Source organism: Burkholderia cepacia GG4 (genome assembly GCF_000292915.1).
In the GTDB taxonomy this organism is placed as follows: Bacteria; Pseudomonadota; Gammaproteobacteria; order Burkholderiales; family Burkholderiaceae; genus Burkholderia; species Burkholderia cepacia_D.
Map to the genome: position 1 here is coordinate 3138319 of NC_018513.1, position 24413 is coordinate 3162731.

The 24413-nt window shown below is 68.8% G+C and carries 22 protein-coding genes; 7 read left to right on the forward strand and 15 right to left on the reverse strand.

The window, feature by feature from the left end; all coding sequences use genetic code 11:
• Nucleotides 1-26: 26 nt before the first annotated feature.
• From leuS to bamE, 5 genes are all read right to left on the reverse strand, one after another.
• Nucleotides 27-2621, reverse strand: a complete 2595-nt coding sequence (gene leuS / locus GEM_RS14255; protein ID WP_014898095.1) for a leucine--tRNA ligase — start codon at nt 2619-2621, stop codon at nt 27-29.
• Nucleotides 2622-2900: 279 nt separating this feature from the next.
• Nucleotides 2901-3356, reverse strand: a complete 456-nt coding sequence (locus GEM_RS14260) for an ExbD/TolR family protein (RefSeq protein ID WP_014898096.1) — start codon at nt 3354-3356, stop codon at nt 2901-2903.
• Between the two features lie 22 nt (nt 3357-3378).
• A complete protein-coding gene (locus tag GEM_RS14265) occupies nt 3379-4047 on the reverse strand; it encodes a MotA/TolQ/ExbB proton channel family protein (RefSeq protein WP_014898097.1) in 669 nt (222 codons plus the stop codon).
• 19 nt (nt 4048-4066) lie between these two features.
• Nucleotides 4067-4864, reverse strand: a complete 798-nt coding sequence (gene dapB / locus GEM_RS14270; protein WP_014898098.1) for a 4-hydroxy-tetrahydrodipicolinate reductase — start codon at nt 4862-4864, stop codon at nt 4067-4069.
• Nucleotides 4865-4929: 65 nt separating this feature from the next.
• Nucleotides 4930-5736 (reverse strand): outer membrane protein assembly factor BamE, encoded by an 807-nt coding sequence (gene bamE, locus GEM_RS14275; RefSeq protein ID WP_014898099.1) that lies wholly within the window; start codon nt 5734-5736, stop codon nt 4930-4932.
• A gap of 142 nt (nt 5737-5878) precedes the next feature.
• On the opposite strand from bamE, the gene fur reads away from it, so the two are divergent.
• On the forward strand, nt 5879-6307 hold the full coding sequence (gene fur / locus GEM_RS14280) for a ferric iron uptake transcriptional regulator (protein ID WP_011350926.1): 429 nt from the start codon (nt 5879-5881) through the stop codon (nt 6305-6307).
• A 204-nt stretch (nt 6308-6511) separates the two neighbouring features.
• On the opposite strand, the gene GEM_RS14285 is transcribed toward fur, so the two are convergent.
• The 3 genes from GEM_RS14285 to GEM_RS14295 all read right to left on the reverse strand — a co-directional run bounded on the left by GEM_RS14285 (nt 6512) and on the right by GEM_RS14295 (nt 9484).
• A complete protein-coding gene (locus GEM_RS14285) occupies nt 6512-7036 on the reverse strand; it encodes an ureidoglycolate lyase (protein ID WP_014898100.1) in 525 nt (174 codons plus the stop codon).
• Between the two features lie 14 nt (nt 7037-7050).
• Nucleotides 7051-8058, reverse strand: coding sequence for an allantoicase (gene alc / locus GEM_RS14290; RefSeq protein ID WP_014898101.1), 1008 nt, complete (start codon nt 8056-8058; stop codon nt 7051-7053).
• A 103-nt stretch (nt 8059-8161) separates the two neighbouring features.
• On the reverse strand, nt 8162-9484 hold the full coding sequence (locus GEM_RS14295) for a C4-dicarboxylate transporter DctA (RefSeq protein ID WP_014898102.1): 1323 nt from the start codon (nt 9482-9484) through the stop codon (nt 8162-8164).
• 212 nt (nt 9485-9696) lie between these two features.
• Here GEM_RS14295 and GEM_RS14300 point away from each other — a divergent pair, with 212 nt between their 5' ends.
• The gene (locus GEM_RS14300) at nt 9697-10419 is read left to right on the forward strand and encodes a FadR/GntR family transcriptional regulator (RefSeq protein ID WP_014898103.1); all 723 of its coding nucleotides are present in this window, start codon (nt 9697-9699) and stop codon (nt 10417-10419) included.
• A gap of 42 nt (nt 10420-10461) precedes the next feature.
• On the opposite strand, the gene cynR is transcribed toward GEM_RS14300, so the two are convergent.
• Entirely contained in the window at nt 10462-11352 is an 891-nt protein-coding gene (gene cynR / locus GEM_RS14305; protein WP_014898104.1) for a transcriptional regulator CynR, read from the reverse strand.
• Nucleotides 11353-11664: 312 nt separating this feature from the next.
• On the opposite strand from cynR, the gene GEM_RS14310 reads away from it, so the two are divergent.
• Nucleotides 11665-12864, forward strand: a complete 1200-nt coding sequence (locus GEM_RS14310; RefSeq protein WP_041490556.1) for an MFS transporter — start codon at nt 11665-11667, stop codon at nt 12862-12864.
• Between the two features lie 97 nt (nt 12865-12961).
• Here GEM_RS14310 and GEM_RS14315 read toward each other — a convergent pair whose 3' ends face one another.
• The 4 genes from GEM_RS14315 to GEM_RS14330 all read right to left on the reverse strand — a co-directional run bounded on the left by GEM_RS14315 (nt 12962) and on the right by GEM_RS14330 (nt 17430).
• Nucleotides 12962-14020, reverse strand: coding sequence for an L-idonate 5-dehydrogenase (locus GEM_RS14315; RefSeq protein ID WP_014898106.1), 1059 nt, complete (start codon nt 14018-14020; stop codon nt 12962-12964).
• Between the two features lie 10 nt (nt 14021-14030).
• Nucleotides 14031-14987 (reverse strand): 2-hydroxyacid dehydrogenase, encoded by a 957-nt coding sequence (locus GEM_RS14320; protein ID WP_014898107.1) that lies wholly within the window; start codon nt 14985-14987, stop codon nt 14031-14033.
• Between the two features lie 70 nt (nt 14988-15057).
• The gene (locus GEM_RS14325; protein WP_014898108.1) at nt 15058-16506 is read right to left on the reverse strand and encodes an MFS transporter; all 1449 of its coding nucleotides are present in this window, start codon (nt 16504-16506) and stop codon (nt 15058-15060) included.
• Between the two features lie 150 nt (nt 16507-16656).
• Nucleotides 16657-17430 (reverse strand): SDR family NAD(P)-dependent oxidoreductase, encoded by a 774-nt coding sequence (locus tag GEM_RS14330; RefSeq protein ID WP_014898109.1) that lies wholly within the window; start codon nt 17428-17430, stop codon nt 16657-16659.
• A gap of 151 nt (nt 17431-17581) precedes the next feature.
• Here GEM_RS14330 and GEM_RS14335 point away from each other — a divergent pair, with 151 nt between their 5' ends.
• Complete coding sequence (locus GEM_RS14335) at nt 17582-18472, forward strand: LysR substrate-binding domain-containing protein (RefSeq protein WP_014898110.1); 891 nt, start codon at nt 17582-17584, stop codon at nt 18470-18472.
• A gap of 76 nt (nt 18473-18548) precedes the next feature.
• On the opposite strand, the gene gap is transcribed toward GEM_RS14335, so the two are convergent.
• Nucleotides 18549-19559, reverse strand: a complete 1011-nt coding sequence (gene gap, locus GEM_RS14340) for a type I glyceraldehyde-3-phosphate dehydrogenase (protein ID WP_014898111.1) — start codon at nt 19557-19559, stop codon at nt 18549-18551.
• A gap of 87 nt (nt 19560-19646) precedes the next feature.
• The gene (gene tkt, locus GEM_RS14345) at nt 19647-21719 is read right to left on the reverse strand and encodes a transketolase (protein ID WP_014898112.1); all 2073 of its coding nucleotides are present in this window, start codon (nt 21717-21719) and stop codon (nt 19647-19649) included.
• 216 nt (nt 21720-21935) lie between these two features.
• On the opposite strand from tkt, the gene speE reads away from it, so the two are divergent.
• From speE to GEM_RS14360, 3 genes are all read left to right on the forward strand, one after another.
• Nucleotides 21936-22793, forward strand: a complete 858-nt coding sequence (gene speE / locus GEM_RS14350; RefSeq protein ID WP_041490557.1) for a polyamine aminopropyltransferase — start codon at nt 21936-21938, stop codon at nt 22791-22793.
• A 193-nt stretch (nt 22794-22986) separates the two neighbouring features.
• Nucleotides 22987-23403: a VOC family protein gene (locus tag GEM_RS14355; RefSeq protein WP_014898114.1), complete on the forward strand. Its 417-nt coding sequence runs from the start codon at nt 22987-22989 to the stop codon at nt 23401-23403.
• Nucleotides 23404-23420: 17 nt separating this feature from the next.
• A complete protein-coding gene (locus GEM_RS14360) occupies nt 23421-24188 on the forward strand; it encodes a 16S rRNA (uracil(1498)-N(3))-methyltransferase (RefSeq protein WP_014898115.1) in 768 nt (255 codons plus the stop codon).
• The last annotated feature ends 225 nt before the right edge of the window (nt 24189-24413 follow it).

Here is a 24413-nt window from a genome sequence, read left to right on the forward strand (position 1 = left end):
TGTGTGCGCCCGACGGCCGGCGGCCGTCAGACGACGATGTTCACGAGGCGGCCCGGCACGACGACGATCTTCTTCGCCGGCTTGCCGTCGCTGAACTTCGCGAATGCTTCGTCGGCCACCGCCGCGGCTTCGATCGCCTCGCGGCTCGCGTCCTTCGCAACCTTCAGCGCGCCGCGCACCTTGCCGTTCACCTGCAGCACGAGTTCGATCTCGGCCTGCTCGAGCGCGGCCTCGTCGACCTTCGGCCAGGGTGCGTCGAGCAGCGGGCCGAATTCGTCCGCGTAGCCGAGCGCCTTCCACAGCTCGAACGTGGCGTGCGGCACGACAGGGTACAGCACGCGCAGCAGAACACCGTACGTCTCGCGCTGCACGCCGGGCGTCGCGCCCTTCGCGCCGTCGATCGCGTTCAGCATCTTCATCGCGGCCGACACGACCGTGTTGTACTGCAGACGCTGGTAGTCGAAATCGGCCTGCTTCAGCACGCTGTAGATCTCGCGGCGCAGCGCCTTGTCGGCGTCGCCGAGCGCGGCAGCGTCGAAGCCCGCGCGCGCGGCAAGCGCTTCGCGATTCGTGGCGCCGAAGCTCCACACGCGGCGCAGGAAACGGCTCGCGCCTTCGACGCCCGCACCCGACCACTCGAGCTGCTGCTCGGGCGGCGCGGCGAACATCGTGAACAGGCGCGCGGTATCGGCGCCGTACTGGTCGATCAGCACCTGCGGGTCGACGCCGTTGTTCTTCGACTTCGACATCTTCTCGATGCCGCCGAGCACGACCGGCTCGCCGTCCTTGTTCAGCGTCGCGCCGACCGGGCGGCCCTTGTCGTCGTGCGTGACCGTCACGTCGGCCGGGTTGTACCAGGTCTTCTTGCCCGACGCGTCTTCACGGTAGAACGTCTCGTTCAGCACCATCCCCTGCGTGAGCAGGTTCTTCGCCGGCTCGCCGAACTTCACGAGGCCGAGGTCGCGCATCACCTTGGTCCAGAAGCGCGAATACAGCAGGTGCAGAATCGCGTGCTCGATGCCGCCGATGTACTGATCCATCGGCATCCAGTAATCGGTGCGCGCGTCAACCATCGTCTCGGCATCCGGCGCCGTGTAGCGCGAGAAGTACCACGACGAATCGACGAAGGTGTCCATCGTGTCGGTTTCACGCTTCGCCGCCGCGCCGCACTTCGGGCACGTGCAGTTCAGGAACGCTTCCGACTTCGCGAGCGGGTTGCCCGAGCCGTCCGGCACGAGGTCTTCCGGCAGCACGACCGGCAGGTCCTGCTCCGGCACCGGCACGTCGCCGCACGACGGGCAGTGGATGATCGGGATCGGCGTGCCCCAGTAGCGCTGGCGCGACACGCCCCAGTCGCGCAGGCGCCACGTGACCTGCTTGTCGCCGAAGCCGCCGGCCTTCAGATCAGCCGCGATCGCGTCGACCGCCGCGCCGTACGCGAGGCCGTCATACTTGCCGCTGTTGATGCAGACGGCGGTGTCCTTGTCGCCGTACCATTCCTGCCACGCGTCGAGCGAGTAGGTCTGGCCTTCGGCCGCGATCACCTGCCTGATCGGCAGGTCGTATTTCTTCGCGAATGCGAAATCGCGCTCGTCGTGGCCCGGCACGCCCATCACCGCGCCTTCGCCGTAGCTCATCAGCACGTAGTTGCCGATCCACACCTCGACCGGCTCGCCGGTCAGCGGGTGCGTGACCGAGAAGCCGGTCGGGACGCCCTTCTTCTCCATCGTCGCCATGTCGGCCTCGGCGACGCCGCCGCGCTTGCATTCGTCGATGAACGCCTGCATCTCCGGCTTGCCCTGCGCGAGGCGCGTCGCGAGCGGGTGCTCGGCCGCGATCGCGCAGAACGTGACGCCCATGATCGTGTCGGCACGCGTCGTGAACACGCGCAGCAGCTTCTTCTCGCCGTCGAGTTCGTACGGGAAGCCGAAGTTCACGCCGAAGCTCTTGCCGATCCAGTTCTGCTGCATGATCTTCACGCGCTCGGGCCAGCCGAGGCCGTCGAGGTCATTCAGCAGCTCATCCGCGTACTGCGTGATCCGCAGGTAGTACATCGGGATCTCGCGCTTCTCGACGAGCGCGCCCGAACGCCAGCCGCGGCCGTCGATCACCTGCTCGTTCGCGAGCACGGTCTGGTCGACCGGGTCCCAGTTCACGGTGCCCGTCTTCTTGTACGCGATGCCCTTCTCGAGCATCTTCAGGAACAGCCACTGGTTCCACTTGTAATAGTCGGGCTTGCACGTCGCGATCTCGCGCGACCAGTCGATCGCGAGGCCCATCGACTGCATCTGGCCCTTCATGTAGTCGATGTTGTCGTAGGTCCACTTAGCGGGCGGCACGCCGTTCGCCATCGCGGCGTTCTCGGCCGGCATCCCGAACGCGTCCCAGCCCATCGGCATCAGCGTGTTGTAGCCGTTCATCCGCAGATAGCGGTACATCACGTCGTTGATCGTGTAGTTGCGCACGTGACCCATGTGCAGCTTGCCGGACGGGTACGGCAGCATCGACACGCAGTAGAACTTCGGCTTCTGCGAGTCTTCCTTCGTCTTGTAGGCATCGGCTGCGCGCCAGTCGCCCTGGGCGGCGGCTTCGACGTCGGCGGGTACGTATCTCTCGTGCATGGTGTGGTTCGGACTAGGCTTTAAGCGGCGCGCCACGAGGCGGGCACGCGGAAGTGGACGAAATCGGGCAGCCCGGCGACGGGAGCAGGCTCACGGTTCTCGGGCCTGCATCATGGTTCCGGAGCATCACCCGGTAACCCGGAGGTTCTCCGGGCTACCCGGCGAAACCCTGCCAACCGGGCGGAAACGACGATTATACCGTTCGTGGAGTGCGGTACGGCCGGTCTCGCGGGCCGGTGCGCATTCTTGCCTGCGCGGGACGCGCCGGCGGCCGGCGCGTCAGCGTTTCGCGCCCGCGGCGGCCGGCGCGGCGGCGCCCGCCGGCGGCATGTCGGTGACGAAGCCGATCCGCGCGAGCCCCGCGGCCTGCGCGGCGCCCATCACCTGTGCGATCACGTCGTAGCGGGTCGCGCGCGATGCGCGCAGCCGCAGCTCGGGCGGCGCCGCGCCCGCGGCGGCGGCCCGGAAGCGCGCGGGCAGCGCGTCGAGCGCGACCGGTGCGTCGTCCCAGTACAGCTTGCCGGCGTCGTCGATCGACAGCGTGATCGATTGCGGCGTATCGCGCGCGACGCCGGCCGCGACCTTCGGCAGGTCGAGGCGGATCGCGTGCGTCATCAGCGGCGCGGTAATGATGAAGATCACGAGCAGCACGAGCATCACGTCGATCAGCGGCGTCATGTTGATCTCCGCCATCGGCGCGGACGTCTTGTGGTGCTCCAGCCCGCCGAATGCCATGGTCGCTCCTCCCGGCCGCGCGTCAGGCGCCCTGCGCGCACACGAACACGTGCAGGTCGCGCGCGAAGCCGTCGAGCTCCTCGGCGAGTTGCCGCACGAGCCGCCCGAGGATGTTGTAGGCAAGCACCGCGGGGATCGCGACGACGAGCCCGAACGCGGTCATGATCAGCGCCTCGCCGACCGGCCCCGCGACGTTCTCGATCTGCGCCTGCCCGCTCGCGGCGATGCTGCCGAGCGCGTGGTAGATACCCCAGACGGTGCCGAGCAGCCCGACGAACGGTGCGGTGCTGCCGATCGACGCGAGCAGCACCTGGCCGAACTCGAGACGCCGCTGCGAACGCAGCATCGCGTGACGCAGCGCGCGCAGCACGCGTTCGCTGCGCTCGACGCGCGCGGCCAGCGCGGCCGGATCGTGTTCGTCGGCCGCATCACGCGCGGCTTCGGCGAGCGGTACGAACACGCGCTCTCGATCGGCGCCGGCGAGCGCGGCGATGCCCGCGTCGAGCGACGCCGCACGCCAGAACGCGGCGAGCGCGCGCGGCCCCTGCCGCTTCGCGCGGACCAGCAGCCAGGCTTTCATGACGAGGAAGCACCAGCTGGCGATGGACATCGCCAGCAGCACATAGGCGACGGCGTGCGTGATCGCATCGCCGCTTTCGAGGTAGTGGACAACACCGGTGGGAATGGCCATCGGAGTTTCCCCGTGAGGGTCAGCGCAGGCCGAGCACGTCCTGCATGTCGAACAGGCCGGCGCCGCGCGCCGACAGGAAGCGGACCGCACGCAGCGCGCCCTGCGCGTACGACACGCGGCTCGACGACTTGTGGGTGATCTCGATCCGTTCGCCGATCCCGGCGAACAGCACGGTGTGATCGCCGACGATGTCGCCGCCGCGCACGGCCGCGAAGCCGATCGTCGACGGATCGCGTTCGCCGGTCACGCCCTGGCGGCCGTACACCGCACACTCGTCGAGCGAGCGCCCGAGCGCGCCGGCGACGGCCTCGCCCATCATCAGCGCGGTGCCCGACGGCGCGTCGACCTTGTGACGGTGGTGCGCCTCGATGATCTCGATGTCGTAGCCGTGCGAGAAATGCTTCGCCGCGAATTCGAGCAGCTTCAGCGTGACGTTCACGCCGACGCTCATGTTCGCCGCGAACACGATGCCGATCTTGCCTGCCGCGGCCTGCAGCTCGGCCTTCTGCTCGGCGGTGAAGCCGGTCGTGCCGATCACGAGCTTCACGTCGTGGCGCAGCGCGGCCGCGACGTGCGCGATCGTGCCTTCCGGACGCGTGAAGTCGATCAGGTAGTCGGCCTGCGCGAACACCGCGTCGAGGTCGTCGGTCAGCTTGATCCCGGTTTCCTTGCCGAGGAACGCGCCCGCGTCCTGGCCGAGGAACGGCGAATCGGCGCGGTCGAGCGCGCCGACGAGCTGCGCGTCGGCATCGTTGAGAACGGCTTCGATCAGCATCCGGCCCATACGGCCCGATGCACCGGCAATCGCAATCTTCATGGCTTTCTACACGACAGGTCTAAAGGCGGGCGGCGCATGCCGCCCTGTTTCCGCACGCCGGCCGCTTACTGCGACTGGGCCGGCGCGGTGAGCGGCTGGTTCTGCAGGTTGTCCGAGCCTTGCGGGCCGACCGGCGGCGCTGCCTCGTTCGACGCGTTCGGCGGCGGCGGACGATGGAACTGGAACTGCGGCTGGATCGCCGGCGCGGCGCCCGGCGGCTGGCCGCCCGGCACCGGCGCGCCGCTCGAGGCCTGCGCGGACGGCGTGAAGCGGCGTGCGGCCGCGCCCTGACCCGACACCTGGTTGGTCGCGCGGTTCGCCGCGCGCGCCGCCTGTGCGTTCGCATCCTGTTCGACCGCCGCGGCCGCGCCGGATGCCGGCTCGGGGGACGGGCTCGCGGCGGCGGTGGCCTGCGCGGCACTCGCGGCAGCGGCTTCGGAAGCCTTCTTCGCCGCGGCTGCAGCCTTCGCCTTCTTGCCGCCGCGATCGCCGTCGATATCGGCCAGCAGATCGAGTTCGGAAGGCAGGTTGTCGGCGCCCGTCCAGCCCGCGAGGCGATCGCCCGAGAACGTCAGCACGAGGTCGCGCTGCTGGACGACGGACGTCGAGCCGCGCTTGAAGTAAAAGAGGTAATCCCAGCGGTCCGCATGGAACATGTCCGTCAGCAGCGGCGTGCCGAGCAGCGCGCGGACCTGCTCGCGCGTCATCCCGGCCTGCAGCTGCGCGGCCTTCTCCTGCGACACGAAGTTGCCCTGCACGACAGTGATCCGATAGGGCGTGATGCTCTGCGCGATACGCTGCGTCACGCTGTCGTACGACGAACAACCAGCCAGCGCGGCAACGGCGGCGGCAGCGATGATGGCACTCCGCATGCGACTCCTCTGAAAGTGCGAAAGAGATTCTGGGATCATTTCCGTCACCGTGCTGGCCCGCGTCGCGGACCGCGCGTGTTTCTGGAACGGCGAAAAGCCGGTAACATTGAAGCCCTGCATTGTACTCTAGGGATGCCTAGCCATGACCAATCCGACGGATCTCAAGAATATCGGGCTAAAGGCCACCCTACCGCGCCTCAAGATTCTCGAGATCTTCCAGCAAAGCCCGGTGCGTCACCTGACGGCCGAAGACGTCTACCGCAACCTGCTCAACGAGCAGCTGGACATCGGGCTCGCCACCGTTTACCGCGTGCTGACGCAATTCGAGCAGGCCGGCCTGCTCACGCGCAGCAACTTCGAATCCGGCAAGGCCGTGTTCGAACTGAACGAAGGCTCGCACCACGACCACCTCGTCTGCCTCGATTGCGGCCGCGTCGAGGAATTCTTCGATGCGGAGATCGAAGGCCGCCAGCAGGCGATCGCAAAGGAACGCGGCTTCCGGCTCCAGGAACACTCGCTCGCGATGTACGGTTCCTGCACGACCGAGAACTGCCCGCACCGCAAGCACTGATCCGCACCCATCGCGCATGCGCGACGGCCCGGCCGGCATCTCGCCGTCCGGGCCGTCTTGTTTTCGGGACAGGGACCATGACACGGCCCGCGCGTCACGTGCGGGCCGGTTCGGGAACGTCGTCGATCGTGCGGCCATTGACGCGGCCGCGTGCCGTGCCGCGCCCCGCGGCGGCCTTCTGCCCGATGCCGGCTGCGCCGCGCGTCAGGCCGCGCTCGCGCAGGCCGGCTCGAACTCGAGCGCCCATGCGTGGTCGAGCGGGATCTCGTCGCAGTTCGGCTGCGGGCCGCCGCGATCGACGATCACGAAGTCGCTGACCGCATCGAGCGCGAGCAGCGGATGGTGCCAGACGCCCTTCGCGTAGTTCACGCCCTGCCAGCCTTCGGCCAGGAACGCACGCATCGCGTCGGGCCGGAACTCGCCGGCCGGCGCAACGACGATCGCGTAGCGCGACACGGCCGCCAGCGGGATGAACGCCTGGCTGCCGTGCGGATGGCGCTCCATCAGCGTGATCGCGACCGGCAGCGCGCGCGGCTGCGCGCGGAACACGCTGACGAGCGGCCGGCCGCCGTCCGCGCAGACATCGATCGTCGCGAGGTCGTGGAAGCGCTCGGTCGTGCCGCCGTTGATCGGGAAATGCCGCGCGCCTTCGAGCGCGATCACGTCGCCGAACGGCGCGAACGCTTCGCGGGTCAGGCGCTCGACGCGCAGGAGATGAGGTCCGTTCATGCCGATGCCCTCCTTCAAGCCGGCTCGCCCCACAGACGCAGGCGCGACACGCCGCCGTCCGGGAAGATGTTCAAGCGCACGTGCGTGACGGGGCCGAGCGCGGCGAGTTGGTCGAACGTATGCACGTGGTCCATTTGCAGCTTCTGCTCGCCGAGCAGTTCGGCCCAGAACATCGCCTGCGTGACGAGCGAATCGTCGGTGCCGCCCGCGACCCACGCGGCCTGCAGCGAACAGCGGTCGGGGAAATTGCCCTTGAAGAACGCCGTATCGACCTCGACGCGCCGGATGATGCCCGGCCGCGCCAGCGCGACGATCGCCCAGTCGTTGCCGGGCTCGCGGCGGCGCCGCGTTTCCCAGCCGTCGCCCATGTTCGCGCCGCGCCCCGGCATCAGCATCTGCGAGGCCGGGCCGAAGTGCTGGTTGTTCGCGGCCACCAGGTAACCACCGTTCTCGATCGCCGCCAGATCGACGAGTTCGCCGGCCGGCACGTGGCGCCAGTCGCGCTGCGGCTGGCCATACACGCGCAGCCGCGCGAGCCCGCCGTCCGGATACAGGTTCACGCGCAGGTGCGTGACCGGCTGCGCATCGTCGACGCTCACGTAGTGATGCGAATTGCCCTGCAGCGTCGTCGCGGGGACGATCGCGCGCCATTCGGCGTCGTCCGGCGGCGTGTCGCCGTCGACGCTGCACGCCTCGATCGACGCGGCGGGCGGGAAGTTGCCGGTGAAGTGGCTCGTATCGAGGTCGACGCCGTAAATCACGCCCGGCCGCGCGAGCCGCACCACGCAGAAGTCGTGACCGGTAGTGCGCTTGCGGCGCGTCTCCCAACCGTCCATCCACTTGCCGTGGTCGTCGTACTTGCCGGGAATGAAGACGGCCGGCTCGGGGTTCAGCATGCGCTCCTTCGGCGCGAAGAATTCGTCGCTGGCGAAGAGTGCCTGCGCGCCCAGGCGCGGGTCGGCGAGGTTCATGTAGCGCCGCGTGAAGGCCGGCGCGTTCGGATCGAGGATGGGGGCTGCCATGTCGTCTCCATTATCTTGAGAGGGGCCGGCGCAGCGTCGTGCCGGCCGCAGGAAATTCGCTCGCGCGGCGCAACCGGGGAAGCGGCGCCGCGCGGGGTCGCGCTCAGAGCGCGTGGGCCTGGTCGCCGGCGACCGGCGCGGCGCTGCCCTGCTCGTCGGCCGGCACGTAGCGCAGCTCGCGGTTCAGCACGCGCTTCGCACGGGCCCGGTCGATGTCGTGCTCCCACACCGCGACGACCACCGTCGCGACGCAGTTGCCGATCAGGTTGGTCAGCGCGCGGGCGATGCCGACGAACCAGTCGACCGGCAGGATCAGCACGAGGCCGAGCACCGGAATCGCCGGGATCGCCGACAGCGTCGCCGCGAGGATCACGATCGCCGAACCCGGAATCCCGTGCGCGCCCTTCGACGTGACGAGCGACACGAGCAGCACGACGATCAGGTCATGCGTGGACAGCGGCGTGTTGGTGGCCTGCGCGATGAACAGCACGGCGAGCGTCAGGTAGATCGAGAAGCCGTCGAGGTTGAACGAATAGCCGGTCGGGATCACGAGACCGACCGTCGAATCCTTGATGCCCATGTATTCGAGCTTGCTCATCACCTGCGGCAGCACCGCGTCCGACGATGCCGTGCCGAGCACGATCGACAGTTCCTCGCGCAGGTAGCGGATCAGCTTGAACACCGAGAAGCCCGCGAGACGCATCACCGTGCCGAGCACGACCGTGACGAACACGAAGCAGCTCAGATAGAACACCGCGACGAGATAGCCGAGCTGCTTGAGCGATGCGACGCCGTACTTGCCGGTCGTGAACGCGATCGCGCCGAGCACGCCGAGCGGCGCAAGCTTGATGATGAAGCCGATGATGCGGAAGAACACGTGCGACAGCTCCTCGATCAGGCTGTTCACGCGCTGCGCCTTGTCGCCGAGCAGCGACAGCGCGGAGCCGAACAGCACCGCGAACACGAGGATCTGCAGGATGTCGCCCTTCGCGAACGCGTCGATCGCGGTCTCGGGGATGATCTTCATCAGGTAGCCGGCCGTGTCCTTCAGGCTTTCGGCGTTCTTCGCGTACGACGCGAGCGATGCCGCGTCGAGCGAGTGCAGGTCGATGTTCATCCCGACGCCCGGGCGCGTGAGCCACGCGAGGACGAGCCCGATGCCGAGCGCGATCGTCGTCATCACCTCGAAATAGACGACCGCCTTCAGGCCGACCCGACCGACCTTCTTCAGGTCGCCCGCATTGGCCATCCCGCTGACCACGACGCAGAACACGATCGGGCCGATGACCATCTTGATGAGCTTCAGGAAACCGTCGCCGAGCGGACGCAGCGATTCGGCGAAATGCGGGAAGAACGCGCCGAGCGCGACCCCCAGGATTAATGCGACGACTACCCGGCCAAACAGCGAATTGAGGAATTTCGACACGGCGCTCTCCCGATCCAACGGTTGCAGTTTCGTCTGTTCATACTGGTAAGACCAGTGATGTTATGGTGGATAGTAGGAAGCCGATATAGTGGCGTCAAGGACGAATCAAATAGGGATTTCCCACCCCTTCGCCCGCGCTTTCGACGCACCAAACAGGGGCGGATCGTGGCTTTCCCGTAGGTCGGTGATGCACCGTGCGCGTGCGGATTACAATGCTGGTCAGACCGGCCATCGCTCACATCATGAAAAACGTTCCGCACACCGTGACCGACGCCGCCATCGCGACGATCCGCGACCGGATCGAGGCAGGCGTGTATCCGGTCGGCAGCCTGCTGCCGGCCCAGCGCCAGCTCTCCGAGGAGCTGGAGATCAGCCGCGCGTCGCTGCGCGAGGCGCTGTCCACGCTCGAGGCGCTCGGGATGCTGCGCATCCGCGCCGGCAAGGGCGTGTATGTCGAAAGCGCGCAGGCGACGGCCGCCCATCCATGGCGGTTCGCCGAGCAGTCATCGCCGCCCGACACGTACCAGATGCGCTACGCGCTCGAAGGGTTCGCCGCGCGGATGGCCGCGCACGTCGTCAGCGACGACGACATCGCGTGGTTCGAGGACAACCTCGCCGACCTGCACGTCGCGCTGACCGAAAACGCGCTCGACGAAGCGTCGCGGCTCGACTTCGACTTCCACATGCGGATCATCCATCTCGCCGGAAACGCGGCGATCGAATCGGTGCTGCGCAGCAGCGCGGACATCATGAAGGAAAGCCAGCGCATGCCGTTCTACCGGCGCGAGCTGCTGCTGTCGACGTGGCACGAGCACCGCGCGATCGTCGACGCGCTGATCGCGCGCGATGCGCTCGCCGCGGGTACCGCGATCGAGACGCACATCGCGAACGCCGCGCAGCGCGCGGGCATCTTCTTCCCGACGCCGGGCGCCTGACGGCCGCCGGCCAACGCTCGCGGCCGCTCGTCGGCCGTACCGTCACCCTCCCGAAGGATCGCGATACGCGAGCGCGCGCTCGATGAACGCGCGCACCGCGACGCTGCGGTACGCGCCCTTGCGCGTGAGCAGCGCGGCCGTGCGCGTCGGCAGCGGCGGATCGAGCTCCAGCGCACACAAATCGCCGCTCTCGCGCGCGACCGCGTCGGGCAGCACCGTCGCGAGCCGCCCGCAGCGCACGAGTTCCAGCACCGCGCTGACCGTGTTCGTCTCGATCGCGATCTTCGGCTGCGCACCCTGCTCGATGAAATACCGGTCGATGCTCTCGCGCGTCGCGAACGCGCGGCTCAGCAGCACCAGCGGTTCGCCGGCCAGTTCGGCCGGGCTCAGCGCACGGCGGCGGCGGGCCAGGCGGTGCGTGCGGCCCGTCACGAGCGCGAGCGGTTCTTCCCACAGCGGCAGCGCGTCGATGTCCGGCGCGCGCGGCGGCACGAACGCGAAACCGGCGTCGAGCCGGTCGTCGGCGAGCAACGCCTCGATGCGTTCCTGCGGCATCGCGTCGATCGTCAGCGCGACGTTCGGAAAATCCGCATGGAACGCGTCGATCAGCGAGCCGCTCAGGTAGGCCGCGAAGGTCGGCATCATCGCGAGCCGCAGCGAACCGCTGCCGAGATCGGCGACGTCGTGCAGCGCGCGCTGCCCGGTGTCGAGCTCGTGCAGCGCCGCGCGCGCGTGGCGCGCATAGACTTCGCCGAATTCGGTGAGCCGCACCGTGCGCCCCGAACGGTCGAACAACTGCACGCCCAGCGTTTCCTCGAGCTGACGAATCTGCTGCGACAGCGTCGGCTGCGACACGTGCAGCGCGTCGGCCGCCCGCGTGAAGCTGCGCTGCTCGGCGACGGCCAGGAAATAACGGATGTGGCGGAGAAGCATCGCGGCCCGGGTATTGGTAGCACCAATGGATACCATAAGGATCCAGTCTTGGACGCTATGGTTCGATTCCCGCATCATACGCACTTCCGCTCCCGCGCACGGCGCCTGGCCGCCGCACCGAAGCGGCACGCCCGGGCCGCCTTCCCCTCGCCCGCCGCACGACGATCCGCCGCCGCATCATCCAGGCGCCGGCCACGCTCCGCCCGGCGCGCACCGGTTCATCGCCGATCCGTTGACGCCGGCCCCGATTTCCGCAACCCGGCGCAGCCAACGGCTCATGCCGCCGGCCGGCGCCGCTGTTCATTCGCCACCATGGAACCGCATCAAGACAATCATCCTCCGCTGACCCGCGCCATGACGCTGCTGTTCGCCTGCGCGTGCGGGATCGTCATCGGCAACATCTATTACGCCCAGCCGCTGCTCGCGGCGATCGCGCACAGCTTCGGCCGCCCGCCCGCCGAACTCGGCTATCTCGTCACGCTGACGCAGCTCGGCTTTGCGGCGAGCCTGCTGCTGATCGTGCCGCTCGGCGACGCGGTCAACCGCCACACGCTGATCGTGCGGCTGCTCGTGCTCAACGTCGTCGCGCTGGTGGCGGTGGCGTTCAGCACGAACTTCACGATGTTCGTCGTCGCGAACGTCGCGCTCGGCTTCGTCACCTGCTCGACGCAGCTGCTCGTGCCGTTCGCCGCGTCGCTCGCCGACGCGCGCACGCGCGGCCGCGCGGTCGGCACGGTGATGAGCGGGTTGCTGCTCGGCATCCTGCTCGCGCGCGTCGCGGCCGGTGCGATCGCCGACGGATTCGGCTGGCGCGCGGTGTACGGCGTCGCCGCGGTGATGATCCTCGCGCTGACCGGCGTGCTCGCGGTCAAGCTGCCGAAGGATCGCCGCCACGCGCGGCTCGATTACGCGGCGCTGATGAAGTCGCTCGTCGCGCTGCTGCGTGCGCAGCCGCTGATCGCGCTGCGCTCGGCCTACGGCGCGCTCGTGTTCGCGTGCTTCAGCCTGCTGTGGACCGGCCTCACGTTCCTGCTGAGCCAGCCGCCGTACGGCTATTCCGAAGGGCAGATCGGCCTGTTCGGGATCGTCGGCGCGGTGGGCGCGCTCGCGGCCACGTCGGCCGGCCGGCTCGTCGATCGCGGCCACGGCAATGCGGCGACCGGGCTGTTCGCGGCCGCGGTGCTCGCGTCGTTCGCGCTGATCGCGACCGGCGCGCATTCGCTCGTCACGCTGATCGCGGGCATCCTGCTGCTCGACGTCGGCGTGCAGGGCATGCACATCTCGAACCAGAGCGTGATCTATGCGCTCGCCGGCAACGCACGCAGCCGCGTGACAACGATCTACCTGACCAGCTACTTCATCGGCGGCGCATTCGGGTCGTTCGCGGCGAGCGTCGCGTACGGCATCGACGGCTGGCGCGGCGTGTGCATCGCCGGTGCGGCGCTGTCCGGCGTGCTGATCGCGCTGTGGCTCGCCTCGCAGCGGGTGGGCGTGCGGCAGGTCACGCAATAACCGGCTGTCGCTCCGGCCCATGAAAAAGGCACGCTCCGCGAACCGCGGGCGTGCCTTTTTTTTGCATCGACGGCGTCGTGCTATCGGCGACGCACGATCACTCGCCCTCGCCCGCGAAATCGATCAGCACCTTCATCGCGCGCTGCCGGTCGCCGGCCAGCTCGAACGCCTGGTTAGCGTCGCGCATCGGGAACACGCCCGTCACGGCCGGGCGCAGGTCGACGCGCCCCGCATTGATCAGTTGCACCGCGAGCGCGAATTCCGCATGGAAGCGGAATGATCCGCAGATCGACAGTTCCTTCGCGACCACGACGTTCTGCGGCAGGCTGACGTCGCCGCCGAGCCCGAGCTGCACGACGACGCCGCGCGGCCGCATCACGTCGAGGCCGTCGCGCAGCGCGCGCGCATTGCCGGAACACTCGATCATCACGTCGAACGTGCCCTTGTCAGCCCCGTAGCGCGCAACCCAGCCGGTGTCGGTCGCCGCGTTGATCGTGTGGTCGGCGCCGAGCGCACGCGCCACCTCGAGCGGCGCATCGACCACGTCGGTCGCGACGATCTCCGCCGCGCCGTGCACCCGCGCCGCCGCGACCGCCAGCACGCCGATCGGCCCGCACCCCGACACGAGCACGCGCCGGCCGATCAGCGGCCCCGCGCGCGATACCGCGTGCAGCCCGACCGCGAACGGCTCGGCAAGCGCCGCGAGCGACAGCGGCACGTGATCGGCCACCTTCACGCACTGCGCCGCGTCGCACACGAGCGCGTTGCGAAACGCGCCCTGCACGTGCGGCATGCGCATCGCGCTGCCGTAGAAGCGCATGTCGAGGCACTGGTTCGGCAGCCCCTCGAGGCAGTAGCGGCACGCGCCGCACGGGCGGCTCGGATTGACCGCGACGCGATCGCCGACCTTCACCGACGTCACGTCCGGTGCGACCGCCGCCACCGTGCCGGCCACTTCATGGCCGAGCACCATCGGCTGCTGTAGCCGGATCGCGCCGAACCCGCCGTGCCGGAAGTAATGCAGGTCGGAGCCGCAGATGCCGCCCATCGCGACATCGACGCGCACCTCGCCCGGGCCGATCTCGCCCGCGTCCTGCTCTTCGAGCCGCAGGTCGTTCGGCCCGTGGATCACGAGACACATGCAGCGCATACGCATCGCAGCCTCCTCAGACGACCGGCGTGAGCAGCGGTTCGCCGGCGAAGTGCGCGGCGAGGTTGTCGCGCACGAGCCAGCCCATCGCCTGGCGCGTCTCGACGGTGCCGCTCGCATGATGCGGCTGCAGCAGCACGTTCGGCAACGCGAGGAAACGCGGGTCGATGCGCGGCTCGTTCCAGAATACGTCGAGCGCCGCACCGGCGATCGTGCCGCGTTCGAGCGCGTCGAGCAGCGCGGGCTCGTCGACGGTCGTGCCGCGCGACACGTTCACCAGATAGCCGCGCGGGCCGAGCGCGTCGAGCACGGCCGCGTCGACGAGGTGGCGGGTCGACGCGCCGCCCGCGAGCGTGACGATCAGCACGTCGCACCAGCCGGCCAGTTCGCCCAGGCGGCCGAAGAAGCGGTGCTGGCTGTCCGCGCGCGGCGCGACGTCGAAGTAGCCGAGCTCGACGTCGAAGCCCGACAGCCGGCGCGCGAGCGTCGAACCGATCCGGCCGAAGCCGACGATGCCGACGCGCTTGCCGTACAGGCGCGTGACGAGCGGCATGTCGCCGTCGGACCACGCGCCGGAGCGCACGTACGCGTCGCCGGCGCCGATCCGGCGCAGCAGCGCGAGCGTGAGGCCGACGCCGAGATCGGCGACGTCGCCGGTCAGCACGTCGGGCGTATTGGTCACGCGGATGCCGCGCTCGCGTGCGGCCGCGAGATCGATCCCATCGGTGCCGACGCCGTAGCACGAGATGATCTCGAGTCGCGGCAGCGCGGCGATCAGCGTTGCATCGGCACCGAGGTCGCCGCGCGTCGCGATCGCGCGCACGCCGGCGCCGTGTTCGGCGAGGAACGCCGCGCGGTCGGCGGCCTCCCACAGCCGGTGGACGTCATAGCCGGTCGACAGCCATGCGTCGTCCCACGGCTGGTAGGGGCCCGTCATCAGCAGCTCGGGCCGCCGGGTCGATTCGTGCGCCATCTGCGCGCTCCTGTCGAAAAGAGTTGGAATTCGAACGGACCGGGCCGCGTCGGCCGCCCGGCCCGTTCGTTCATGCATGCCGCGCCAGCGTTTCGGCGTCCGCGGCCGGCTGCTCCTGCGCGGCGTCGAGCGGATCGTCGAGATCGCGGTTCAGCGTTTCCGGCATCCGCGCGGTGGTGAACAGCGTGATCAGCGTCAGCACCACCAGGTAGGCGGCGATCGGCACCCATGCATGCACGCCCGCCGCGTGGTCGCCGCCGTGCAGCGCGATCACGGTCGCGATGATCGTTGCGCCGATCAGCGGTGCGATCCCGCCCGCGAGCACGGCCGACACTTCGCGCGAGAACGACACGCCCATGTAGCGATGGCGCGCGCCGAACAGCTCGGGCAGCAGCGCGGCCTGCGCGCCGAGCATCCCCCAGTTCGCAAAGCCCTGCGCGACCGAGATCGCGATCACGCTCGCGACCACGTTCCCCTGGCTGAAGATCCACCACACCGGAAACGCGAGCGCGAGCTGCAGCCATGCGAACGTGCGGTACACGCGCACGCGGCCGAAGCGGTCGCTCAACCGGCCCGCCAGCGGCACCGTGCACGCGCCGACGGTCGCCGCGCACACCAGCGCGAGCGCGCCGATCGGCCCCTTCATCCCGATCACGCCGGCGAGATAGCTGACCGCGAGCGCCTGGTAGATCGACGAGCCGCCGTTCTCGGCCATCCGCAGGCCGATGCCGATCAGCAGCGAGCGCTTCGAATGCTGAACCGCGCTCTTCAACGGATTCGCCGACAGCTGCGCGCGCTTCTCGAGCCGCACGAAGGTCGGCGACTCGTGCAGCCGGACCCGCATGTAGATCCCGACCGCGACGATCACCGCGCTGAACAGGAACGGCACGCGCCAGCCCCAGCCGTCGGTGACGCGGTCGATGTTCGCGAGCAGCAGGAAATAGACGGCCGCCGCGAGCACCGTGCCGAGCTGGATCCCGAGAAACGGCAGCGACGCGTAGAAGCCGCGCTTGCCGGGCGGTGCGTATTCGGTCATCAGCACCGCTGCGCCGGCCTGCTCCGCGCCTGCGCCGAGGCCCTGCAGGATGCGCAGCAGCACCAGCAGCGCGGGCGCCCAGTAGCCGGCCGTTGCATAAGTCGGCAGCACGCCGATCAGCGTGCTCGCGACGCCCATCAGCAGCACGGTCGCGGTCAGCACGAACTTGCGGCCGATCCGGTCGCCGAGCACGCCGAACACGACGCCGCCGAGCGGGCGCACCGCGAAGCCGACGAAGTAGGTGCCGAAGCTCGCGATCAGCCGCATCTCGGCGGTCTGCGCGGGAAAGAACAGCGGTCCGAAGACCAGCGCCGACGCAAGCGTGTACAGCGCGAAATCGTAGTATTCGAGCGCGCTGCCGAGCGAGCAGGTCCATGCCGCGCGGTTGAGCTGCTTCGTGTCGACGCCGCGACGCTCGACCGCGTCAGCCGGCGTGCCGGGCATTGCATCGTGCCGCGCGGGCGGCGGGGAAGTGCGATCCATCGTTGTCTCCTGTCTCCTGCCTTCCATTCCGGAACCCGGCGCGATGCGCGCCGGGACATCGGCCCGCTCATGCGGCGGGCTCTTCTGGGAATTCGGATGCCGGCGTTAGCCGGCGCAACGGTGCTGCGCGCACGGCGCAAGCGCCGCTGCTCAGACGGCGCTGGTGAGCCCGCCGTCGACGAACAGCGTCTGGCCGTTCACGAAATCGGATGCGGCCGACGCGAGGAAGATCGCCGCGCCGCACAATTCGTCGACGCGCCCCCAGCGGCCGGCCGGCGTGCGCTTGCACAGCCAGTCCGAAAACGCCGCGTCATCGACCAGCGCGCGATTCAGTTCGGTCTCGAAATAGCCGGGCGCGAGGCCGTTCGCCTGGATGCCGTGGCGCGCCCAGTCGGCGCACATCCCTTTCGTCAGCATCCGCACCGCGCCCTTCGTCGCCGCATACGGCGCGATCGTCGGCCGCGCGAGCTCGCTCTGCACCGAACAGATGTTGATGATCTTGCCGCGGCCACGCGCGATCATGTGGCGCGCCACCGCCTGCGCGACGTTGAACACGCCGTCGAGATTCACGCGCATCAGCGCGTGCCAGTCGTCCGGGTCGAATGCGTCGAGCGGCGCGCGGCGCTGGATGCCGGCGTTGTTCACGAGGATGTCGATCGCGCCGACGCGCGCCTCGAAGTCGTCGATCGCCGCGCGCACCTGCGCGTGTTCGGTGACGTCGAACACCGCGTGGTCGGCCGCGAAGCCTTCCTCGCGGAAATGGCGCGCGAGCGTCGCGGCCTTCTCCTCATTCCGATCGTTGATGACGATCGCCGCGCCGGCTTCCGCCAGCCCGCGGGCGAGCGTCAGTCCGATGCCGCGTCCGGAACCGGTAATCAGTGCGCGGCGGCCGTCGAGGCGGAACCGTTCAAGCGCGTTGGTCATGGATGTCTCCTCGTGCCAAGGGAGCCGGCTGCCCATCGCGGCCGGTCTCGCGTTGACACTATCTTCGGCTGGCGGCCGGGCCCCGCGCCAATGGTTGTTTTTGATCCGGTTATCATGAAATATGATTACCGCCCACGGGTGCCTACCGACCATGGAACTCAAGCAATTGCGCGCCTTCGTCACGCTCGCGGAAGAACTGCATTTCGGGCGCGCCGCGCAGCGCCTGTTCATCGTGCAGCCCGCGCTGAGCATGCAGATCAAGGCCCTCGAGGAAGAACTCGGTGCGCGCCTGTTCGAGCGCGACCGGCACAAGGTCGAACTTAGCGATACGGGGCGCGTGTTCCTGCCCGAAGCGCGAGCCACGCTGCAGCAGGCCGCGCGCGCGGAGCAGATGGCACGGCTGTCGAGCCGCGGCGAGATCGGCGCGCTGCGCATCGCGTTCGTGTCGTCGGTGCTGCCGGCGCTGCTGCCGGCCGTGCTGCGCACGATGCGCGAGCGCTATCCGCTGATCACGCTCGAACTGAAGGACCTGCCGACCCCCGACCAGATCGCCGCGCTGCGCGACCGGCGGATCGATTTCGGGATGATCCGGCTGCCGGCCGCGTATGCGGGCATCGACACGCGCGTGGTGCTCGAGGAAGGCTTCGTCGTCGCGCTGCCGCTCGACCATCCGCTCGCCGCGCACGACGCGATCGCGCCGGCCGCGTTGCGCGGCCAGCCTGCGTTCGTGCTTGCGCGCCGCTATGCGCCCGGTTTTCACGACGACATGCTGCTCGCGCTGAGCCGCGCGGGCACGACGCTCGAGATCGCGCAGGAGTTCGGGGAATTCACGACGATGCTCGCGCTCGTCGCGGCCGGCATGGGCATCGGACTGATCCCGGCGGAAGCCGCGAGCGCCCTGCCGCCGAACGTACTCGCGCGGCCGCTCGACCTGGCCGGCCACCGCACCGGCATCGGCCTTGCATGGACCGACCTCGACAGCCCGCTGAAGCGCGCATTCGTCGACGCGGTCGAACAGGTGACCGCGCGCGCCGGACGATAAAAAAGCCCGGCCGGAAGACCGGGCCGGGCTCGATCGCTGCGCCGGCCGCCTCGCGGCGGCCGCGCAACGTGCGGGATTACTTCGCGTTCGCGAATGCGACTGCCGTATCCAGCATGCGGTTCGAGAAACCCCACTCGTTGTCGTACCAGCTCGACACCTTGACGAGGCGGCCCGACACCTTGGTCAGCGTTGCGTCGAACGTCGACGAAGCCGGGTTGTGGTTGAAGTCGATCGACACCAGCGGTGCGTCGTTGTAGCCGAGGATGCCCTTCAGCGCGCCTTCCGATGCTTCCTTCATGATCGCGTTGACTTCCTCGACCGTCGTGTCGCGCTTGGCGATGAACGACAGGTCGACGACCGACACGTTGATCGTCGGGACGCGGATCGCGTAGCCGTCGAGCTTGCCGTTCAGTTCCGGCAGCACCAGGCCGACAGCCGATGCAGCGCCGGTCTTCGTCGGGATCTGGCTGTGCGTGGCCGAACGCGCGCGGCGCAGGTCTTCGTGATAGACGTCCGTCAGCACCTGGTCGTTCGTGTACGCGTGGATCGTCGTCATCAGGCCGGTTTCGAGGCCGATCTTGTCGTTCAGCGGCTTGACGAGCGGCGCGAGGCAGTTCGTCGTGCACGATGCGTTCGAGATGACGGTGTGCTCGGCCTTCAGCACGTTGTGGTTCACGCCGTAGACGATCGTTGCGTCGACGTCCTTGCCGCCCGGCGCCGAGATGATCACCTTCTTCGCACCGCCCTTCAGGTGCGCGCTCGCCTTTTCCTTCGTCGTGAAGAAGCCCGTGCATTCCATCACGACGTCGACGCCGAGCTCGCCCCACGGCAGTTCTGCCGGGTTGCGGTTGGCCAGCACGCGGATCTTGTCGCCGTTCACGACGAGGTAGTCGCCGTCGACCGACACTTCGCCCGGGAACTTGCCGTGTGCGGTGTCGTACTGGGTCAGGTGCGCGTTGGTCTTCGCATCGCCCAGGTCGTTGATCGCGACGATCTCGAGATCGTGCTTCTTGCCGTTTTCATAGAACGCGCGCAGCGTGTTGCGGCCGATACGGCCGTAGCCGTTGATTGCGACGCGGATCGTCATGGTCTATCTCCTGATGGCTGAAAAAATTCGTTTCGTGCAGCTTCACGGTGCGACGCGCGCGAGGGGTGGCGCGCGTCGCGAATGCTTTTAGGCCAGCACGGCCTTCGCGGTCTCGACGACGTGCTCGACGGTGAAGCCGAAGTACTTGAACAGCACGCCGGCCGGGGCCGATTCGCCGAACGTGTCGATCCCGACGACGCCGCCTTCGAGGCCGACGTACTTGTGCCAGAACGCGGTCACGCCCGCTTCGATCGCGACGCGGCGCACGCCGTGCGGCAGCACGCGTTCGCGGTATTCGGCGTCCTGGCGGTCGAACACGTTGGTCGACGGCATCGACACGACGCGGGCCGCGATGCCCTGCTGCGCGAGCGGCTCGATGGCCTTCATCGCGAGCTCGACTTCCGAACCCGTCGCGATCAGGATGATCTTGCGCGCGACGATTTCTTCGTCCCAGTCCTTCAGCACGTAGCCGCCCTTCTCGATGTTGGCGATCTGCGCATCGGTACGCGGGTTGAACGCGAGGTTCTGGCGGCTGAAGATCAGGCTCGACGGACGGTCGGCTGCCACCGCGTGGGTCCACGCGACGGCCGTCTCGACCGTGTCGGCCGGACGCCACACGTCGTGGTTCGGGATCAGGCGCAGGCTCGACACGTGCTCGATCGACTGGTGCGTCGGGCCGTCTTCGCCGAGGCCGATCGAATCGTGCGTGAACACGAAGATCGACGGGACCTTCATCAGCGCCGCGACGCGCAGCGCGTTGCGGCTGTAGTCGGAGAACGTCAGGAACGTGCCGCCGAACGGCTTGTGGCCGCCGTGCAGCGCGAGGCCGTTGATCGCGGCGCTCATGCCGAATTCGCGCACGCCGTAGTTGATGTGGTTGCCGAGCAGCACGCCCGCGCCTTCCGGATTCGCGCGCACCGCCTTCGATGCCTTCCAGTTGGTCAGGTTCGAACCGGTCAGGTCGGCCGAGCCGCCGAGCAGTTCCGGCAGTGCGGCGGCGAGGCCTTCGATCGCCTGCTGCGACGCCTTGCGGGTCGCCACCGTCTCGCCGCGCTCGTTCGCGCCGGCGATGATCGCCGCAGCCTTCTCGGCCCAGTCGGCCGGCAGCTGGTTGGCCATCCGGCGCTCGAATTCAGCGGCTTCTGCCGGGAACTTGGCGCGATAGGCCGCGAACGTCGCGTCCCATTCGGTTTCAGCGCGCTTGCCGGCTTCCTTCGCATCCCATGCCGCGTAGACTTCCTGCGGAATCACGAACGGCTCCCAGGTCCAGCCGAGCGCCGCGCGCGTCTTCGCGATTTCTTCCGCGCCGAGCGCCGCGCCGTGCACGTCGTGGCCGCCGGCCTTGGTCGCCGCGCCCTTGCCGATCACCGTCTTGCAGCAGATCAGCGTCGGCTTGTCCGACAGCTTCGCCTTCGCGATCGCCGCGTCGACCGCGTCGACGTCATGGCCGTTCACGTTCGGGATCACGTTCCAGCCGTATGCCTCGAAGCGCTTCGGGGTGTCGTCGTGGAACCAGTTCACGACGTCGCCGTCGATCGAGATGCCGTTGTCGTCGTACAGCGCGATCAGCTTGTTCAGCTTCAGCGTGCCCGCGAGCGAGCAGGCTTCGTGCGAGATGCCTTCCATCAGGCAGCCGTCGCCGAGGAACACGTATGTGTGGTGATCGACGATCTTCGCGCCGTCACGGTTGAACTCGTCGGCCATCAGCGCTTCGCCGAGCGCCATGCCGACCGCGTTCGCCAGACCCTGGCCGAGCGGGCCGGTGGTCGTCTCGACGCCCGGCGTGATCCCGTATTCCGGGTGGCCCGGGGTCTTCGAGTGCAGCTGGCGGAAGTTCTTCAGCTCTTCCATCGGCAGGTCGTAGCCGGTCAGGTGCAGCAGCGAGTACAGCAGCATCGAGCCATGGCCGTTCGACAGCACGAAGCGGTCGCGGTCTGCCCAGTGCGGGTTCGTCGGGTTGTGCTTCAGGTGGCGCGACCAGAGCGCAACGCCGATTTCGGCCATGCCCATCGGCATGCCGGGGTGACCGGAGTTCGCTTGCTGGACGGCGTCCATCGCGAGCGCACGGATCGCGTTGGCCATCAGGGTGGTGGAGGCGGGAGACGAAGTCGTCATGTCGAGTCCGGAGAACGAGTCGAGGAAACGGGGGCACGGCGGCATCCGGAAGCTCGAGCGTCAATCGTTCCCGGCGCGCGGTGCGGCGCCTGACGGACGCGAAGCGGACGGAGCCTACGGACGGGGCTGCAAAGCTCGTCATTTTAACAGATGGGCTGACATTTCCCTTGTCGTCGCGCGGTGTTCCGGCACGCTTTTCCGCTGAACCGCACGCCTCCTATAATTCAGACGTCGGAACTGCCCGCCCCGAGCGGCCTAACCGTGAGCACAACTCTTCTCTTCCATCCCACGCCCGACGCCGCCTACGGCTTCCCGAACGCACGGCGGCTCGCGCACGTCGCGTCGCCGCACCAGCACATCGAGGTCTGGGAAACCCCACAGCTCGGCCGCCTGTTTACACTGGACGGCCGGCCGATGACGTCGGTCGGCGACGAATACGTGTACCACGAGTGCATGACGCACCCGGCCGCGCTCGCGCATCCGTGCCCGCGCAAGGTGCTCGTGCTCGGCGGCGGCGACGGCGGCGCCGCGCGCCAGTTGCTCAAGCACGCGTGCATCGAGCGGATCGTCGTCGCGGAACTCGACGACGAAGTGGTCGGCATGGCGCGCCGCTATCTCGACGACGTGCACCAGGGTGCGCTCGACGACCCGCGCGTCGAAGTCGTGATCGGCGACGCCGGGCATTTCGTCGCGTCGACCGTCGAGCATTTCGATCTCGTCGTGTTCGACCTCACGCCGCCCGATTCGCCGGCCGCCGGCCTCTATACGCGCGAGTTCTACGCGCGGCTCAAGCGGATCCTCACGCCGTGCGGCGCGATCTCGATGCATCTCGGCTCGCCCGTGTTCCACGCGTCGCGCATCGCCGCGCTGCTGGACGACCTGCGCGCGAGCTTCGCGGTCGTCGATCCGCTGTCCGCGCACGTGCCGCTTTACGGCTCCCAATGGCTGATGGCAATCGCGAGCGACACGCTCGATGCGGCCGCGCTGTTCGCGCACGACATCGACGAACGCCTCGTCGCCCGCCACGTGCAGGGATTGCGCTACTACGATGCGCGACTCCATGCGGCCCTTTTTGCCCTGCCGCGCGCGCTGCGCGATACACTGGGCGTTCGCCGCTGAGCTTCCGGGCAGCCGCATCGTTCTGCTGGTTCATCGCGACTTCTCCCGCGATCGGCCTGCGACGCGCAGGCCCGCAACGATGCAGGCGGCGCGCCGACCTACCCGCCAGGCGCCCCGGCGCCCCCTGCTCGACCGCCAGGCACGGGACCGGCGTCGCCGTCAAAGCGCCAACACTGTTCCACAGGAGATTTTCATGACCGATCCACGTCCGGCCAACGTGCCTTGGTTGACGCCTTATCTGGCCGTGCGCAATGCGCACGCGGCCATCGAGTTCTTCCAGGCCGCATTCGGCTTCGAATTGCGCGACGTCCTCGACGAGGACGGCGCGATCATGCACGTCGAGATGGTCTACCGTGGCCAGCTGATCGTGATGTTCGCGCCCGAAGGCGCGTTCGGCTCGACCGCGCTCACGCCAAAGCGTGCGGACGCAACCGCCCCGCAGTCGTTTTATCTGTATGTCGACGACGTCGACACAACCTGGCAGCGCGCGCTCGACGCGGGCGCGAAATCGCTGAGCGTGCCCCAGGACCAGTTCTGGGGCGACCGCTTCGCGCAGGTCGAGGATCTCGACGGCTACCGCTGGGCGCTCGCGCGCCGCCTCGGCACATGAGCGGAGCCACGATACACATGAGTGAAGCCACCACCACCGCGGCCGTGCCGCGCTTTTTCGTCGAAGCGGCGCTGCGCGCCGATGCGACGCTCGCCTTGCCGGCCGACGTCGCGCGTCACGCGCAGGTGCTGCGGCTGCAGCCCGGCGACGCGCTCGCGCTGTTCGACGGCAGCGGCGGCCAGTACCGCGCGCGGCTCGTCGAGATCGACAAGCGCAGCGCCCTCGCGCAGATCGAAGCGTTCGATCCGGCCGAGGCCGAGCCACCCTACCGCGTGACGCTCGCACAAGGCATCGCCGGCGGCGACAAGATGGACTGGGTGATCGAGAAGGCCGTCGAACTCGGCGTCGCGGCGGTCGTGCCGCTGTCGACCGCACGCGGCGTCGTGAAATTGTCGGGCGAGCGCGCGGACAAGCGCGTCGCGCACTGGCGCGGCGTCGTGCGCGCGTCGTGCGAGCAGTGCGGGCGCAACCGCGTGCCCGACGTCGCGGCGGTACGCGGCTTCGGCGCGTGGCTCGATACGCTGCCGGCGGCGCCGGCCGACGGCGAGTTGAGGCTGCTGCTGTCGCCGCGCGCGAGCATCCCGTTCGCGTCGCTGCCCGACGCGCCGCCCGCAGCGGCCGTCACGCTGCTGATCGGGCCCGAAGGCGGGCTGTCGCCGGACGAAGAAAACGCGGCCCGTGCATGCGGGTTCACCGCGCTGTCGCTTGGGCCGCGCGTGCTGCGCACCGAGACGGCCGGCGCGGCCGTGCTTGCGGCGCTCGCGGCGCGCTGGGGCGGCTGGTGATGAGGTCGACGTGCCGTGCCACGAGGTGGCACGGCACGTCCCGGCCCGCACGCCACCCGGCCGCGGTGCAATACGTACCCGACGCGACGGCTGCCGCAGCCGGGCCGACCGGAATTGTCTCGAAAAAACGGGTCAGATGAAAAGTGGGGGTCGGCGCGCGACGTGCCGCGCCGGCCGGTCCGCATCGCGCGGACGCAAAAAAGCCCGCTCGACGCGGGCCTTTCG

Excerpts from the sequence above, each read along its gene's own strand:
- GEM_RS14265 (WP_014898097.1), bottom strand. The coding sequence starts at position 4,047 with ATGGCCATTCCCACCGGTGTTGTCCACTACCTCGAAAGCGGCGATGCG.
- GEM_RS14330 (WP_014898109.1), bottom strand. The coding sequence starts at position 17,430 with ATGACCAACGCGCTTGAACGGTTCCGCCTCGACGGCCGCCGCGCACTG.
- fur (WP_011350926.1), top strand. The coding sequence starts at position 5,879 with ATGACCAATCCGACGGATCTCAAGAATATCGGGCTAAAGGCCACCCTA.
- GEM_RS14335 (WP_014898110.1), top strand. The coding sequence starts at position 17,582 with ATGGAACTCAAGCAATTGCGCGCCTTCGTCACGCTCGCGGAAGAACTG.
- GEM_RS14320 (WP_014898107.1), bottom strand. The coding sequence starts at position 14,987 with ATGGCGCACGAATCGACCCGGCGGCCCGAGCTGCTGATGACGGGCCCC.
- alc (WP_014898101.1), bottom strand. The coding sequence starts at position 8,058 with ATGGCAGCCCCCATCCTCGATCCGAACGCGCCGGCCTTCACGCGGCGC.
- leuS (WP_014898095.1), bottom strand. The coding sequence starts at position 2,621 with ATGCACGAGAGATACGTACCCGCCGACGTCGAAGCCGCCGCCCAGGGC.
- tkt (WP_014898112.1), bottom strand. The coding sequence starts at position 21,719 with ATGCCGCCGTGCCCCCGTTTCCTCGACTCGTTCTCCGGACTCGACATG.
- GEM_RS14355 (WP_014898114.1), top strand. The coding sequence starts at position 22,987 with ATGACCGATCCACGTCCGGCCAACGTGCCTTGGTTGACGCCTTATCTG.
- GEM_RS14260 (WP_014898096.1), bottom strand. The coding sequence starts at position 3,356 with ATGGCATTCGGCGGGCTGGAGCACCACAAGACGTCCGCGCCGATGGCG.
- GEM_RS14310 (WP_041490556.1), top strand. The coding sequence starts at position 11,665 with ATGGAACCGCATCAAGACAATCATCCTCCGCTGACCCGCGCCATGACG.
- GEM_RS14325 (WP_014898108.1), bottom strand. The coding sequence starts at position 16,506 with ATGGATCGCACTTCCCCGCCGCCCGCGCGGCACGATGCAATGCCCGGC.
- GEM_RS14300 (WP_014898103.1), top strand. The coding sequence starts at position 9,697 with ATGCTGGTCAGACCGGCCATCGCTCACATCATGAAAAACGTTCCGCAC.
- dapB (WP_014898098.1), bottom strand. The coding sequence starts at position 4,864 with ATGAAGATTGCGATTGCCGGTGCATCGGGCCGTATGGGCCGGATGCTG.
- cynR (WP_014898104.1), bottom strand. The coding sequence starts at position 11,352 with ATGCTTCTCCGCCACATCCGTTATTTCCTGGCCGTCGCCGAGCAGCGC.
- GEM_RS14285 (WP_014898100.1), bottom strand. The coding sequence starts at position 7,036 with ATGAACGGACCTCATCTCCTGCGCGTCGAGCGCCTGACCCGCGAAGCG.
- GEM_RS14315 (WP_014898106.1), bottom strand. The coding sequence starts at position 14,020 with ATGCGTATGCGCTGCATGTGTCTCGTGATCCACGGGCCGAACGACCTG.
- GEM_RS14360 (WP_014898115.1), top strand. The coding sequence starts at position 23,421 with ATGAGTGAAGCCACCACCACCGCGGCCGTGCCGCGCTTTTTCGTCGAA.
- gap (WP_014898111.1), bottom strand. The coding sequence starts at position 19,559 with ATGACGATCCGCGTCGCAATCAACGGCTACGGCCGTATCGGCCGCAAC.
- bamE (WP_014898099.1), bottom strand. The coding sequence starts at position 5,736 with ATGCGGAGTGCCATCATCGCTGCCGCCGCCGTTGCCGCGCTGGCTGGT.